The sequence below is a fragment of the Streptococcus sanguinis genome, assembly GCF_020729725.1.
GTDB lineage: Bacteria > Bacillota > Bacilli > Lactobacillales > Streptococcaceae > Streptococcus > Streptococcus sanguinis_V.
The window spans coordinates 194154-207966 of sequence record NZ_JAJEPA010000005.1 but is presented as its reverse complement, the minus strand read 5'-3'; the positions used below and the strand labels follow the sequence as shown (position 1 = coordinate 207966).

The following is a 13813-nucleotide window of genomic DNA, read 5'->3' as shown; positions in this document are numbered from 1 at the left end:
TCAGACTTTCAAGCAATCAGATCACAGGAATATAGCCCAGCGCAACACTGCCCTCACCCAAGTGCGTCCCGATAACACTGCCAAAGGTTGCGATAGGGACTTCACCAGCAATACCAACGTCTAGCAGATTCCGCTGAAGCTCAGCTGCTTTTTCTGGCGCATCGCCATGGATAACCATAATCTGATAAGCACCGCCCGCTGTTCTTTCTTGGACGAGTTCCAGCATACGCTTGGTAGCTTTCTTCTCCGTCCGAATCTTTTCAAAAACCTCTATCACGCCATGTTCATTAAAATACAGAATAGGCTTGATACTGAGCAGATTTCCTAGAATAGCTGCGCCGTTAGACAGGCGTCCTCCTTTGACCAAGTGGTTCAAGTCGTCTACCATGATAAAGGCGCTGGTGCCATCGATCTGCTTCTGGACATTAGCTAAAATTGTGTCAAACTCCAGCCCTTCTTCTGCCCATTCTAGAGCTGATTGGGCCATGATACCAAGCGGAGCACTGGTAATCTTGGAATCCGGAAAGGCAATTTGCAAACCGTGAAATTCATCTTTCAGATACTGAATATTTTGGTAAAAACCAGAAATACCGCTAGATAGAAAGAGTCCCAGAACATGGGTATAGTCTTTGCCGTCTAGAATGGTAAGAATCTCTTCTAGGTCCGCAATGCTAGGCTGACTGGTCTTGGGCAATTCATCTGACTGAGCCATTTTTTCATAAAATTCACTAGCTGTTAAGTTTCTTCCTTCGACATAAGACTCACCGTCAATCACGACCGGGATGTCCAAAACAAAAAGATTTTCGTTCTCTAGCAGCGAAGCCGGCAGATAGGCCGATGAATCTGTGATAACCGCTAACTTCATGATTAAAACTCCAAATTAATGCCTGGCAAATCCAGAGCAATTTCTGTCACTTCATAAGTTAAGCGGTTGAGCATAGTTAAGCAAGGCCGAGCCAGCTCTTCCACTTCATCGTGGTCAAATTCACTCGGTTCCTCAATAAGACGACCGTGAATGTGGTTGGCTTGCGAAATAGTTCCGCTGATAACAAAATTCTCAAAAACAATCATAAAGGTCAAAATCACAATCAATGAAGTTGTGTGTGCTTCGACATCTCTTTTGACCAATTGGAAATTCACATCAACCTTGGTTTCAGGTGTTCCATTTTCTTTTTCCCACTCAAAATTTCGGGCGTCAAAATGGTACTGACTAACAAATTCTTTTTCGCGCTGTATGTTCATTTTTATTCTCCTAAAAATATGCGATAGGCCCATTATACCATATATCGAGCGAAGTTTCCATGCTAAAATTTGCAGGCTGGAAAACACAAAAAAGAATCTCACTAACAAAAGCGAGATTCTTTTAAATATTATTTTTCAAGTGGTTTGCGCAGGTAACCAAAGATAATACCGCTGACTACTGCACCAATCAATACATATACCAAGTAAAGGATTGGATTGTTTGTCAAACCGATAACGAAGATTCCTCCGTGAGGAGCCATGAGCTTGATACCTGACAATCCTACAAGAGCACCTGTTAGAGCTGAACCTACGATAAAGCTTGGAATAGCACGGGCTGGGTCAGCAGCTCCAAAAGGAATCGCTCCTTCTGTGATGAAAGATAGTCCCATGACGATGTTTGTCAAACCTGAATCACGTTCTTCTTCAGTAAATTTATGTTTGAACAAAAGAGTTGCAATAAATACTGCCAAGGGCGGAACCATACCAGCTGCCATAACTGCTGCCATAACAGGTGAACCACCAGTTGAAACAGTGCTTGCAAGTGTACTAGTACCAAATACATAAGCCGCCTTATTAACTGGCCCACCCATATCGACAGCCATCATACCGCCTACCAAGAGGCCAAGAAGGACAGCAGAGCTTCCGCTCAGACTTGCCAAGAAATCGTTCAAGGCCGTATTGATTGCTGACATTGGAATATTGACCGCCAACATCACAAATCCAGTCACAAGAACGCCCAGAAGAGGCAAGAGCAAGATTGAACGGATACCTTCAAGTGAACGAGGTAGACCTGCAAGAAGCTTGCGAAGAAGCAAGATAACACCACCGGCTAAGAATCCTCCTACCAAAGCACCAAGGAAACCTGATGATACACCAACTAAATCAAGAGTTTTCTGACCGCCTTCAGCATAGGCAACACCGCCAAATGATGCACCGCTGCTCGCAATTGCGCCAGCTACGAAACCAGAAACCAGACCTGGCTTTTCAGCGATTGAGTAAGCGATATAACCAGCTAATACTGGCAACATGAAGCCAAAGGCTGCTCCACCAATTGCTTTAAACTGAGCTGCAATCTCATGGTAACTTCCTAGATTAGAAAGCTGATCTTTTGGCACTCCTAAGATCTGATCCAGCAAGAATGCAATGGCAATCATAATACCGCCACCAATAACGAATGGCAACATTTGGGAAACACCGCTCATCAAGTGCTTGTAGAAAGCACCACCCAGGCTAAGCTTTTCATTGCTTGATTCCGCAGCACCGCCACCGTTAGCCGCCTTGTAAACCTCTGCATTTCCAGAAAGGGCTAGATTGATGAGTTCTTCTGTCTTACGAATACCATCAGCAACCGGACGATTGATCAACGGCTTGCCGTCAAAGCGATTCATCTCTACCGCTTTATCAGCTGCTATGATAACAGCTTTGGCATTTTTGATATCTTCTGCTGTCAGTTTATTTCCAACACCACTGGCACCGTTGGTTTCAACCTTGATACCGACACCCATTTCAGCTGCAACCTTCTGCAAAGCCTCTTGAGCCATATAGGTATGCGCAATTCCTGTCGTACAAGCTGTTACAGCTACAAGGAAGTCTCCCCCCTCATTGGCAGGTTCAACAACAGCAGGTTCTTCCGCTTTTTCCGAAGCTTGGTCAAAGAGCTCAATCACCTGATCTGGTGAAGTCACTTGACGCAGTTTATCCGCAAAACCATCCTTCATCAAGTATTGAGACAATTCAGCTAAGGCAGCTAAGTGAGTATCGTTAGCACCTTCTGGAGCTGCAATCATGAAGAAAAGATCAGTTGGCTGGCCATCCAAACTTTCGTAATCTACGCCTTTATTTGACTTGGCAAAAAGGACAGTCGCTTCTTTCACTGCAGCATTTTTGCTGTGAGGCATAGCGATTCCGTCACCCAGACCTGTAGAAGTCAAGGCTTCACGAGCCAAAATCCCTTCTTTGAAAGTCTCGAAGTCTGTCACATAGCCATGTTCCACTAGGCTTTGAATCATTTCTTCGATAACAGCTTTTTTCTCTGTTGCCTGCAAGTCTAGCAACATCACATCTTTTCTTAGTAAGTCTTGAATTTTCATATTTTTTCTACCTCTACTTTTTCATAGATTTCTTTTATGTAATCAGCTGTCGCCAAATCATCTGAGAAGGTGGTTGCCGTTCCGCAGGCCACTCCCCATTTGAAAGCTTGAATAACATCGCCAGACCGGACAAACTCTCCGGTAAATCCAGCCACCATAGAGTCACCAGCACCAACAGAATTTTTTACATTGCCCTTGATAGGTTTAGCGAAGTAGGCACCATCTCGAGTCACCAATAAGGCACCGTCGCCAGCCATGGAAATAATCACATGTTGGGCACCCTTGTCTAAGATTTGACGGGCATAACTCTCAATCTGATCTAAGCTTTCGAGCTTGACTCCGAAAATATCACCTAGTTCGTGATTATTTGGTTTTACCAAAAGCGGCTCAAACTCTAAAGAATCCAGTAGCGTCTGGCCTTCAAAGTCACAGACAACTTGCGCTCCTGTCTTTCTGGTCAGGCCAATCAACTCCTTGTAGACAACGTTTCCTAGATTTTTAGGACTGCTGCCTGCGAAGACTACTGTATCTTCCGAAGTCAGAGAAGAAAGGAACTTCTCAAGTTCTTCTAGTTTCTGACTGGAAATTTCTGGACCAGGTCCGTTAATTTCTGTCTCAGCATCTGCTTTAATTTTGACATTGATACGAGTATCCTGCTCAACTTCTACAAAATGGCTGGAGATTCCTTCCTCTTCCAGAGTTTCTGTAATGAACTTGCCAGTAAAACCACCGATAAAGCCAGTCGCTGTATTCTCAATGCCTAGACGTTTGAGAACTCGGCTAACGTTGATTCCCTTCCCGCCAGCGAATTTATCATCACTGTCCATCCGATTGACGCTTCCTATAAAGACCTTGTCCAGACGGACAATATAGTCGATGGAAGGGTTTAGTGTGACAGTATAAATCATACTTCAATCACCTCCGTTTTTTCTTTGAGCGCTTGAATCACTTCTGATTCATTTTGATTAGTAATAATGCTTGCTTTGGCAAGAGGAGCAACCTTGACAAAGGACGTCTGTCCTAGTTTAGAAAGATCAGCCAAGATATAAGTTTTCTTAGCATTCTCCAAAATCGCTCTTTTGACAGCTCCTTCTTCCATATCTGGAGTGGTAAAGAAGCCATCGTCAATGCCATTCATTCCAATAAAGGCTTTATCGAAATTCAACTGACCGATTTGATTCAGAGCCACACCGCCAATGCTGGCATCCGTTGAACGCTTGACCTTTCCGCCGATAATGACCGTCGGGATATTGCGCTCTACCAACTTGGTCGCATGGTGAATGGAGTTGGTGACAACAGTCACTCTAGGATCATGCAACTCGTTGACTAAAAGCTCATTGGTTGTCCCCGCATCAATAAAAATCACATCATGTTCTTGAATCAAGCTTGCTGCCATCTTGGCAATAGCTGTCTTTTCTTGAATGCTTTTGATAGATTTTTCCTGATTACTCTCCTCTTCCTGTAGAAAATGAAGGCTTTCGGCTCCTCCATGAACTCGTCGCAGCTTGTGCTCGCTCTCCAATTCATCCAAATCTCTTCTGATAGTTGATTCTGAAGTGTTTAAAGCATGTACTAGATAGTCTAAAGAGACAAATTTTTCTCTTATGACTGTCTCTAGAATAACTTGCTTTCTTTCCGACTTCAGCATAAAGCACCTCCTTTGGAATCGTTTACGATTATTATTATACCTCTTTAATTTTCAATGTCAAGCATTTTCTATCAAAAACTTTCAATTTCTATCTTTTTACCGAACAAAAAAGAGCTGGGTTATATCCAACTCCTTTCATATCGTTGCATACCTGCCAAATAAAAGGCAATTAGCTATTATTGATCAAGGATACAAGATAGGCTGCCATGACAGGCAGAAAAGTTCCAAGAAAAGTAAACACAACCAGAACCCAGAACCAGACTGACTTAAAAGCCTGTCGGTAGGTCCCTGGGAGCGAACGATTGGCGTCAATATATTCCTTGAATTTTGGCCATTTCAAAATTAAAAGCAAAAGAAATACTGTGCTGCCAGCGATTAATAGGCCGTAAAAAACGATGTTAACAATAGGCTCTGGAGCTTTTTTTGAAAGAAAAGCTATACCTTCTGCTATGACAAAGTTATTGAGAGCATGAAAAATGATAGACCAGATAATCGAATACTCAAAAGCGATATAGCCAAAACCTAAACCAATCAAACTAGCAAAATAAAACTGATAAAGATTTTCATGAAAGAGACCAAACAAAATCGCAGTCAGAAGAATGGCAAAAATCTTGCCATGCTTCTCTAACGCTCTCAATCCAGCACCTCTAAAAATGATTTCCTCCGTAACCGGAGCCATCAAGGATGAATAAATCAACATGGTCAGCGTTTCAGAACCGCCGCCTCCCGATTCCATACTAGATAGATCTAGATTGAAGAGTTGCATGATAGCCTGCATCATCTGATTGACAACGGCTGTAAACAATTGGGCGAATAAAAGGAAGCAAATCATATAAAAGAAAACTTTAGGAGTCATCTTCCGCCCCTTGCGGCGAAGGTCGTATTTAAAGAGCTGCTTACCCCTAGACACCGTAAAAGTAAGAACACCAAGACAGGAAGCTAGAATATAGGCTCCGCCGTCCTTTTCCATGAATTTGGTAACAATGTCTTGCGTCTTTTGAATGTCCATACCTTGTCCTGGCATGATGACAAAAAAGGCAACAAATACGTAAATGAAGACAGCAGCAACCATGACCCACAAATAAGTAAAGCAAGTCGCTGAAAATCGGCCTAGATCTTTTTTAGGATTTAAAGGTTCGGGCATATAATACATAAAATCTCCTATATTAAATTTTTTCTTTACCCTTTCGGCTTAGAAAATACAAGGTTAAAAATATTCCCTCATAAAGTAAAGCAAAAAGAATAAAGGCGTGCATGAAAAATTCTTCTGGTAGAATCCAAATGACTGGATCCTTAGTTGGATCAAACATCCAGGTATTGTCTCCGGCAAAGAGAACTTGATGAAAGAGTGTAAAAAAATTATTAAAACCAATCATAAAAGCCAGTCCAGCAAAGACAAGTGGCAAGATACTAATTAATAGAAAAGCCCGCCTGTAGAGACCTAAAAATCCCTTTTTGACTACTTTTTTGATAAAGAAAATCAAAGCAGGCAGAGTAACTAGAAAAATAGCTTGCGCCAAATGAAAAAGATACTTGACTGCCTGAAAATGATGTAGCCCTGCAGCTGACGAGAGAAAATCTGGCATCGCCAGTTTCTTACTAAAAGGATTGGTCAGGTAATTCATCAGAATATTAAAATTATACTGGATGGTCTCTGCTTTCAAATACACCTTATCTGGCAAGTTGAAATAAGAAATCTCCATCGGATATAAGAGCCAAGCCAGATAAATGGTTAGTAATATCGCTGCTGCCAGCAAGCACAAGACGCTAGCTGAAAATCTCAACTTATCACGCATCGAAGTCCCACTCCGCTAGACTGGACAAGACATGCGTCGGTTGGATCGGCAGATTGGGCACCTCTTCTGGCAGGGTAAAGCCTGTCGTAACTAAGAGCGTCGGAATGCCATTATCAATTCCCGCTCGAATATCTGTTAGATAGTTATCACCCACCATGACCACTTCTTCACGCGCCAACCCTAGATGCTCTATGGCTTTTTCCATGATGATGGCATTGGGCTTGCCGATAAAGGTCGGTTCAACCCGAGTGGCTGCTTCCAAGAGGGCATTGATTGCGCCAGCTCCCGGCTGCAAACCTCGCTCAGTCGGAATGTTGAGATCTGGATTGGTTCCGATAAAGTGGGCACCCTTTTGAATAGCCAGAGTCGCTATTGTCAGCTTCTCATAATCCACTTCCCAGTCCAGCCCAACTACTACATAGTCTGGATTTTCTGTGTCTTCTATATATCCAGCTTCTTCAATAGCATGTTTAAGTCCCACATCACCAATGACGTAGACTTTCTTGCCCAGATTTTTCTCCTGCATATAGTCAATGGTAGCTAGAGTTGCTGTGTAAATGGTATCAAGTGGCGTCTCAATATTAAAATTCTCCGCCAACATGGTTTGCACTGTTTCTGGCGTGCGCGTGGTATTATTGGTCACGAAAAGATAGGGAATCTTGCGCCTCTGCAAGTCATGCACAAAGGCTTCACCAGCCGGAATCCGGCTCTTGCCCTTATAAATCGTCCCGTCTAAATCAATCAAATATCCTTTATAAGTCATTTCTGCTCTTCCTCATTCTCATGTTTAAACTCTTGCCAGGTAACCAAAGCCTGGGCATTGACTTCGCCGTTACTGGAAATTTGGTGATTGCTCTGCAGACCTTCTAGGTCGTAGCTAGAAGCAATCATGCCGCCTGGTCGAACTTCCTTGACATACTTGAGATGGACCTTCTTAGGAATATGTTTCGTGAGGAAGTCTGCACCCATGACCTCAAAGATCCAGTCCAGATACTTGCTATTATTGACATGGCCATTCATATCCAAGTCGTAAAAGCGCACATGGTAGTCCTTGCTGACAGGATTTTCCAAGTCTGGATACTTAGGACCGCGCAGTAATTTCTTGGAAAAGTCAGATTGATATGGCGCCACAATCTCCGGATCAACGGCACGAACCTTGCGGCTATCCCGATCCATAAGAACAAAGGTTGCCATCATCTGTATAATGACTTCACCCGCTTCATCAAAAATCGTAAAGCGACGGTAGCAAAAGAGCCGATTATAAGTTAAGGCTTCTGTTTCGATAGTAATCTCCTCTGCAAATCGTGGCAGACGTGTCACATCAATATCATAGTCCGTGATAATCCAGACTAGGTTATACCGCTCCAGCATATCCTTGTCACTGACGCCAAGCTCGATTGACTGCATCCCCGATACCTGCAAGGACAGCAAGATGACATCCGGCAGCTTGATATGGCCATTCATATCTGCCATATCAAAAGGAATTTTCATTTTCATTTGATAAGTTAAGCCCATGATTTACTCCAATATAAATTTCTCAGCAACCGTATCGCCCAAAAAGAGGCCTTGTTTGGTCATGCGTACGATGTCTTTGTCTGCCACTAGCAAGCCCTGCTCAGTCAGTTCAGCCACAACAGCTCCGTACTGGTCTTCAAAGGAAAGACCGAATTTTTCCTTGAAGCGTTTTTTTGAAACACCTGACTTCTTACGCAAGCCCAGAAACATCTCTTCTTCCATCTGTTCTTTCAGCGTCAGCACTTCTTCCTGCACACGGGCATTGCCCGCTTCCACCGCCTGCAGATAATGGCGAATTGGCCCGTGGTTTTTATAGCGGACACCATTGACATAGCCAGACGCTCCCGCTCCGATACCATAATACTCCGCATTGTTCCAATACATGAGGTTGTGGCGGCTCTCAAAGCCTGGCTTGGAAAAATTTGAAATCTCATAATGCTCAAAACCTGCTTTTTCTAGCTCAGCAATAATGTAATCAAACATCTCCGCTTCCAAATCTTCCTTGGGCAGAGGCAGCTTCCCTCGCCGCATCCGATTCATAAAGACCGTATGGTTTTCCAAAATCAAGCTGTACAGACTCATGTGGGGAATGTCTAGGGCAATAGCCTTGTCAACATTGATTTTCACATCTTCCATAGTCTGCTTGGGCAGGGCATAAATCAAGTCAATTGAGATATTGTCAAAACCTGCTTTTTTGAGATTTGCAATATTCTCATAGATGTCCTGTTCCGAGTGACTGCGGCCAATCTGCTTGAGCATGCGATCATTGAAGGTCTGTACGCCCAGCGAAACCCGATTGACAGGTGAATCTTTGAGTACCGCAATCTTCTCCTCATCCAAATCCCCAGGATTGGCTTCAATGGTCAGCTCTTCTAGATAAGACAAGTCCAGCTTGTCTGTCAGCTTTTCCAGCAAAAAAGCCAACTGGGGTGCCGATAGAGCCGTCGGAGTCCCACCACCGATATAGAGGGTACGGAGCTTTTTGATGTCGTAGGAATCATACTCCTCAATCAAATGCTCCAGATAACTATCTACCGGCTGATTTTTGATAAAAACCTTGGAAAAATCGCAGTAATAACAAATCTGAGTACAAAAAGGAATGTGCACATAAGCAGAAGTCGGTTTGGTTTGCATAGTAAGATTATAACATAAATCATAAAGACAAGCGGGATAAATGTTGGATTAATAAGGTTAAAATCATAATCGCCAAATCCCTGCTTCAAGCTTTAAACACTTTTATTAAGCAAGTATTATTCAGTAATTTTCAATATGAGAAAATTAATCATTGCTTCTTCTTTGTTGAATTTTTCTTTTTGATATTTGATTAAGTTAGCTTCTTTTAGATTTTCATTCAGATAATACAAATGAATATCTAAAAATCTCTGCAAGGCATAACGAAAACAAACAGTTTTATCGATTGGTCTGGAATAATATTTAAAAAAATTATCTAGCATTTCTTCATATTTTGACCTTTCAACTTTCTGCAGGATTCCCCAAAATAAGGTTCCAATATCCTCTTCTGGTAATGAATATCTGCAATCTCCAAAATCCAATATAGCTACTTCCTTTTCGCAAAGCAGCAAATTTTCATTATGTAAGTCGTTATGAATAAAAATATTCCCCCTCTCAGACTTCATTGACTTCAAAGTTTTTGTGTTCTTTTGAAATATTTTCCACAATACCTGATAGCCTGGAATGATTCTTTCAAGCTGAGGATTGTAAGAAAAAGCTCTGAAATGTAAAGAAGAAATCAAGTCGTCATAAAAGGGGACTCTTTCAAATGTCATCAAATATCTCTGAGAAAAATTATGTATATTTGCTAATTTTCGAGCAAGTTTTGTCAAATTATAGGAAGAGAAAGTCATTCGTTCACCTCTTAAATAAGGATATTTCAGAAAAAAGAGACTTCCATCCTTCACATCCAACCGATGAATGAACTTCCCATCTGGAAAAGACAGATACCGAAGCGGATTTAACTTGTTCTCGTATAAAGTATTGACAAAATACACTTCTCTTTCTAGATACGGAAAGGCTTGCGAAAAAATTGGCGAACTTTTGGCCAAATAAAGCACACGAACCACCAACTGGCCGTCGAGCAAATAATTTAGATTTTCACTACCTTTTGAGAGTTGAGAAATCTGACAATCATGACCATACCATTTATGAAGATTATTCAAGATAAAATTTTCATCTGCAAATTGTTGAAAGAACATAATTCCCCCTCTGATTTGACTACCAACCTATACAAAATCTACCAGCTTAAAACTGGTAGATTTCTTTATTTCCCCAACTCCTGCGTCCTCTTGTAGGCAGCTTGAACGGCATCCATGACCGTTCCTCGAAAAGCATTTTTTTCCAGACTAGCTACCCCGGCGATGGTCGAACCAGCCGGACTGCAGACCTGGTCTTTGAGCTGAGCCGGATGTTGCTCACTAACCCGACTTAGCTTGGCAGCGCCTAAAAGAGTTTGATTGGCCAGTTCAAGCGATATGTCGCGACTGAGTCCTGCTCGGACACCAGCGTCTGCTAAGGCCTCTATAAAGAGATAGAAGAAGGCTGGTCCACAGCCAGCAAGAGCTGTCGCCGCATCCAACTGCTTTTCCTCTAGTTTGACCAAAAGGCCAGCAGAAGACAGTAGCTCACGCAACAAATCTTCGTCTGCTTGATTCGCCTGCTGGGATAAGGCATAGCTAATAACACCCTCGCCAACAGCTACTGGTGTATTAGGCATGATCCGAATCCAACGATGGTGGCTAGGTGTCAATTTTTCTAATAGCTCCAAGGGCAGACCAGCAGCCATCGAAACCAGCAGAAGAGAATTCCGTTTTTCTAGAATTTCCTGATATTCAGTCAGCAAGTCAGCGAATTGAGCTGGTTTGATACCCAGAAAAATCACCTCTGCCTGAGCAAAAACTTCTTCATTACTGACCGGTTGTCCACCAACTTCCGCAGCAATCTTTTCAGCCTTGTCTCGACTGCGATTAGCCAGGAGTAATTCGCTTCTAAATCTTTCATCTTGGGCAACTAGGCGAGCAAGACTGCCGCCCATATTTCCCAGACCGATAAATCCAATTTTCATCATTATTTCCTCACTTGACCAGTCCCTTGGATGACGTATTTATAGCTGGTCAGCTCTTTCAGCCCCATAGGGCCTCTGGCATGCAGTTTTTGAGTAGAAATCCCCATTTCGCAGCCAAGGCCAAATTGACCACCATCTGTAAAACGGGTTGAAGCATTGACATAAACTGCAGCACTATCCACCTGCTCTGTGAAGTAAGCTGCCGCTGAATCGTTCTCCGTCACAATGGCATCCGAGTGATGGGTGCTGTGAGCTTCAATATGCTCCACCGCTTCTTCCAGCGAGGAAACCAGCTTGACCGCCAAGATATAGTCCAAGAACTCGGTGTCAAAATCTTCTGGTCTAGCTTGCGAGCCCGAGATATACTGACCTGCTTTCTCATCCAAGCGTAATTCAACAGGGTTTTCTTGCGCAGCATCACGATCTGTCACCAAAGTCTTCTGCAAACGTGGTAAAAATGCACCTGCAATCTCTTCATGAACCAGCAGTACCTCCATGGCATTGCAGACAGAGGGGCGACTGGTCTTAGCATTCTCAATAATCGCCAAAGCCTTGTCCTGATCAGCATCCTTATCTACATAGACATGGACAATTCCAGTACCTGTCTCAATAACCGGCACAGTCGCATTCTCCACGACTGCCTGAATCAATCCCGCGCCACCACGAGGAATGAGCAAATCCAGATAGCCCTTGGCCTTCATCATTGCCTGAGCTGAAGCCCGACTGGTATCAGAAACCAATTGGATACAATCCGGCGAAATCTCCGTCTGAGCCAAACCTTTTTTCAAAGCTGTGACAATAGCTTGCGCTGTCTGATAGGCATCCTTGCCACTTCTGAGAACGACTGCACTGCCACTCTTTAGCGCCAGAGCCGCAGCGTCTGAAGTGACATTGGGCCGACTTTCGTAGATAATCCCAATTACGCCCATAGCCACCCGCTTTTTACTGATGACGAGGCCGTTCTCAAGCTCAGTCCTTTCCAAGACTTGCCCTACAGGATCCTCCAAGTCAATCAGCTGGCGAATGCCATCTGCCATGGCAGCAATCCGCTCCTCATCTAGATAAAGGCGGTCCAGCATCACATCTGAAATCTTACCTTTAGCCGCTGCCATATCCAGTTCATTAGCTGCTAAAATATCAGCACGAGAAAGCCAGAGCTGCTTTGCCATTTCTTCTAAAGCATGGTTTTTCTCAGCCGTTGTGGCCGTATTAATCGTCTTCTTGACTTTCTGAACCTTTTCAAAAATCGCTTGTGTTGAGGTCATCGCTTCTCCTTTCCTCGTCTTCTAAAGTTCTGCAAATAAATCATTCAACTCCGGTGTCAGAGAAATCCAGTCATCTCGATGAATGACAACACCCTTAGGCTTATTGGACTTGAGCATATCTTTAAGAGCTGACTTACCAAAGCGCACGCGCCCTTTACCAAGAATAGCTCCGCTGCCATCTTCATAAACTGTTACCGTATCCTGATAGGCAAAGCTCCCCGATACAGATACAAGACCGGATACCAACAAACTTTTTCCATTATTTCTGAGAGCGTCGGCTGCTCCTTGGTCTACATAGATTTCCCCTTGACTTTTAGCGTAGAAAGCAAGCCATTGCTTCTGCGTTTTTAGACCCTTTTCCTGGGCTAAAAAGAGACTGCCATCCTTGGTTTCCTCCGCAGCTTCCAGCAGAGCATCAGTCTTGAGTGAAGAGCAGATATAGACCGGAACGCCAGACATGGTCGCAAGAGTTGCTGCTTTTATCTTTGTCAGCATACCACCAGTCCCGTTGCTCGTTCCTGCACCGCCCGCCATATCAATCAGCTCAGAGCTAATCTTCTCAATCTTTTCCAGTCGACGAGCATCTGGATTGATAGAGGGATTGGCCGTGTAGAGTCCATCGACATCTGTCAAGAGCACTAGGAGGTCCGCCTGAACCATAGCTGCCACCTGAGCACTCAGTGTATCATTATCTCCGACCTTGAGCTCCTCGATGGCCACCGAGTCATTTTCATTGATGATAGGAATTGCACCGCGATTCAGCAAGACAGACAAGGCCTGATGGGCATTCTTATAACGCCGCTTATCTGCAAAATCATCCTGTGTCAAAAGAATCTGAGCAGAAATGATTTGCTTCAAAAGAAGATTGGTTGTATATTCCTCGAGGAGCAAGCCTTGTCCAACCGCAGCTGAAGCCTGTTTATCCGCCACCTTGGTCGGTCGCTTTTTAAAGCCCAGAGAAGAAAAGCCTGCCGCAATAGCTCCTGATGAGACCAAGATCAACTCATGTCCTGCCTCATGCAAGAGAGCCAACTGCCGAGTGATTTCCTTTACCTTGGCGCGTGACAGACTGCCATCTGCGTTTGTCAATGACGAAGTCCCCACCTTAAATACGATTCGCTTTGCTTTCATTTCCTTTTCCTTCACTGCTAGATTGTCTTATTATACCACGATTTACG

14 protein-coding genes are annotated in these 13813 nt (G+C 43.5%); all 14 read right to left on the bottom strand.

Annotated elements, in window-relative coordinates; all coding sequences use genetic code 11:
- Positions 1–16: 16 nt before the first annotated feature.
- Positions 17–865, bottom strand: coding sequence for a DegV family protein (locus K4I03_RS00970; protein WP_227963403.1), 849 nt, complete (start codon positions 863–865; stop codon positions 17–19).
- Between the two features lie 2 nt (positions 866–867).
- Positions 868–1242: a DUF1149 family protein gene (locus tag K4I03_RS00965; protein ID WP_002915309.1), complete on the bottom strand. Its 375-nt coding sequence runs from the start codon at positions 1240–1242 to the stop codon at positions 868–870.
- A 128-nt stretch (positions 1243–1370) separates the two neighbouring features.
- Positions 1371–3332 (bottom strand): PTS fructose transporter subunit IIABC, encoded by a 1962-nt coding sequence (locus tag K4I03_RS00960; protein WP_227963402.1) that lies wholly within the window; start codon positions 3330–3332, stop codon positions 1371–1373.
- Complete coding sequence (gene pfkB / locus K4I03_RS00955) at positions 3329–4240, bottom strand: 1-phosphofructokinase (RefSeq protein ID WP_227963401.1); 912 nt, start codon at positions 4238–4240, stop codon at positions 3329–3331. Before pfkB ends, K4I03_RS00960 begins: the two co-directional genes overlap by 4 nt.
- Positions 4237–4980 carry a DeoR/GlpR family DNA-binding transcription regulator gene (locus K4I03_RS00950; RefSeq protein WP_227963400.1) on the bottom strand — a complete coding sequence of 248 codons (744 nt, stop codon included), beginning with the start codon at positions 4978–4980 and terminating at the stop codon, positions 4237–4239. The genes pfkB and K4I03_RS00950 overlap by 4 nt, the downstream gene beginning before the upstream one ends.
- Positions 4981–5149: 169 nt before the next feature.
- Positions 5150–6133: a CPBP family intramembrane glutamic endopeptidase gene (locus tag K4I03_RS00945; RefSeq protein ID WP_227963399.1), complete on the bottom strand. Its 984-nt coding sequence runs from the start codon at positions 6131–6133 to the stop codon at positions 5150–5152.
- A gap of 13 nt (positions 6134–6146) precedes the next feature.
- Entirely contained in the window at positions 6147–6776 is a 630-nt protein-coding gene (locus K4I03_RS00940) for a TIGR01906 family membrane protein (RefSeq protein ID WP_227963398.1), read from the bottom strand.
- Complete coding sequence (locus tag K4I03_RS00935) at positions 6769–7539, bottom strand: TIGR01457 family HAD-type hydrolase (RefSeq protein ID WP_002895600.1); 771 nt, start codon at positions 7537–7539, stop codon at positions 6769–6771. Before K4I03_RS00935 ends, K4I03_RS00940 begins: the two co-directional genes overlap by 8 nt.
- Positions 7536–8291, bottom strand: coding sequence for an acyl-[acyl-carrier-protein] thioesterase (locus tag K4I03_RS00930; protein ID WP_227963397.1), 756 nt, complete (start codon positions 8289–8291; stop codon positions 7536–7538). Before K4I03_RS00930 ends, K4I03_RS00935 begins: the two co-directional genes overlap by 4 nt.
- A gap of 3 nt (positions 8292–8294) precedes the next feature.
- Positions 8295–9425: a radical SAM family heme chaperone HemW gene (hemW, locus tag K4I03_RS00925; protein ID WP_227963396.1), complete on the bottom strand. Its 1131-nt coding sequence runs from the start codon at positions 9423–9425 to the stop codon at positions 8295–8297.
- A gap of 116 nt (positions 9426–9541) precedes the next feature.
- Complete coding sequence (locus K4I03_RS00920; protein ID WP_227963395.1) at positions 9542–10504, bottom strand: aminoglycoside phosphotransferase family protein; 963 nt, start codon at positions 10502–10504, stop codon at positions 9542–9544.
- A 65-nt stretch (positions 10505–10569) separates the two neighbouring features.
- Positions 10570–11370, bottom strand: coding sequence for a pyrroline-5-carboxylate reductase (gene proC / locus K4I03_RS00915; protein WP_227963394.1), 801 nt, complete (start codon positions 11368–11370; stop codon positions 10570–10572).
- A 2-nt stretch (positions 11371–11372) separates the two neighbouring features.
- Positions 11373–12635 (bottom strand): glutamate-5-semialdehyde dehydrogenase, encoded by a 1263-nt coding sequence (locus tag K4I03_RS00910; protein ID WP_002904420.1) that lies wholly within the window; start codon positions 12633–12635, stop codon positions 11373–11375.
- Between the two features lie 21 nt (positions 12636–12656).
- Positions 12657–13766 (bottom strand): glutamate 5-kinase, encoded by a 1110-nt coding sequence (proB, locus tag K4I03_RS00905; protein WP_227963393.1) that lies wholly within the window; start codon positions 13764–13766, stop codon positions 12657–12659.
- Positions 13767–13813: the final 47 nt, after the last annotated feature.

Excerpts from the sequence above, each read along its gene's own strand:
- K4I03_RS00930 (WP_227963397.1), bottom strand. The coding sequence starts at position 8,291 with ATGGGCTTAACTTATCAAATGAAAATGAAAATTCCTTTTGATATGGCA.
- K4I03_RS00945 (WP_227963399.1), bottom strand. The coding sequence starts at position 6,133 with ATGTATTATATGCCCGAACCTTTAAATCCTAAAAAAGATCTAGGCCGA.
- K4I03_RS00940 (WP_227963398.1), bottom strand. The coding sequence starts at position 6,776 with ATGCGTGATAAGTTGAGATTTTCAGCTAGCGTCTTGTGCTTGCTGGCA.
- K4I03_RS00950 (WP_227963400.1), bottom strand. The coding sequence starts at position 4,980 with ATGCTGAAGTCGGAAAGAAAGCAAGTTATTCTAGAGACAGTCATAAGA.
- hemW (WP_227963396.1), bottom strand. The coding sequence starts at position 9,425 with ATGCAAACCAAACCGACTTCTGCTTATGTGCACATTCCTTTTTGTACT.
- K4I03_RS00910 (WP_002904420.1), bottom strand. The coding sequence starts at position 12,635 with ATGACCTCAACACAAGCGATTTTTGAAAAGGTTCAGAAAGTCAAGAAG.
- proC (WP_227963394.1), bottom strand. The coding sequence starts at position 11,370 with ATGAAAATTGGATTTATCGGTCTGGGAAATATGGGCGGCAGTCTTGCT.
- pfkB (WP_227963401.1), bottom strand. The coding sequence starts at position 4,240 with ATGATTTATACTGTCACACTAAACCCTTCCATCGACTATATTGTCCGT.
- K4I03_RS00960 (WP_227963402.1), bottom strand. The coding sequence starts at position 3,332 with ATGAAAATTCAAGACTTACTAAGAAAAGATGTGATGTTGCTAGACTTG.
- proB (WP_227963393.1), bottom strand. The coding sequence starts at position 13,766 with ATGAAAGCAAAGCGAATCGTATTTAAGGTGGGGACTTCGTCATTGACA.
- K4I03_RS00920 (WP_227963395.1), bottom strand. The coding sequence starts at position 10,504 with ATGTTCTTTCAACAATTTGCAGATGAAAATTTTATCTTGAATAATCTT.
- K4I03_RS00935 (WP_002895600.1), bottom strand. The coding sequence starts at position 7,539 with ATGACTTATAAAGGATATTTGATTGATTTAGACGGGACGATTTATAAG.
- K4I03_RS00970 (WP_227963403.1), bottom strand. The coding sequence starts at position 865 with ATGAAGTTAGCGGTTATCACAGATTCATCGGCCTATCTGCCGGCTTCG.
- K4I03_RS00965 (WP_002915309.1), bottom strand. The coding sequence starts at position 1,242 with ATGAACATACAGCGCGAAAAAGAATTTGTTAGTCAGTACCATTTTGAC.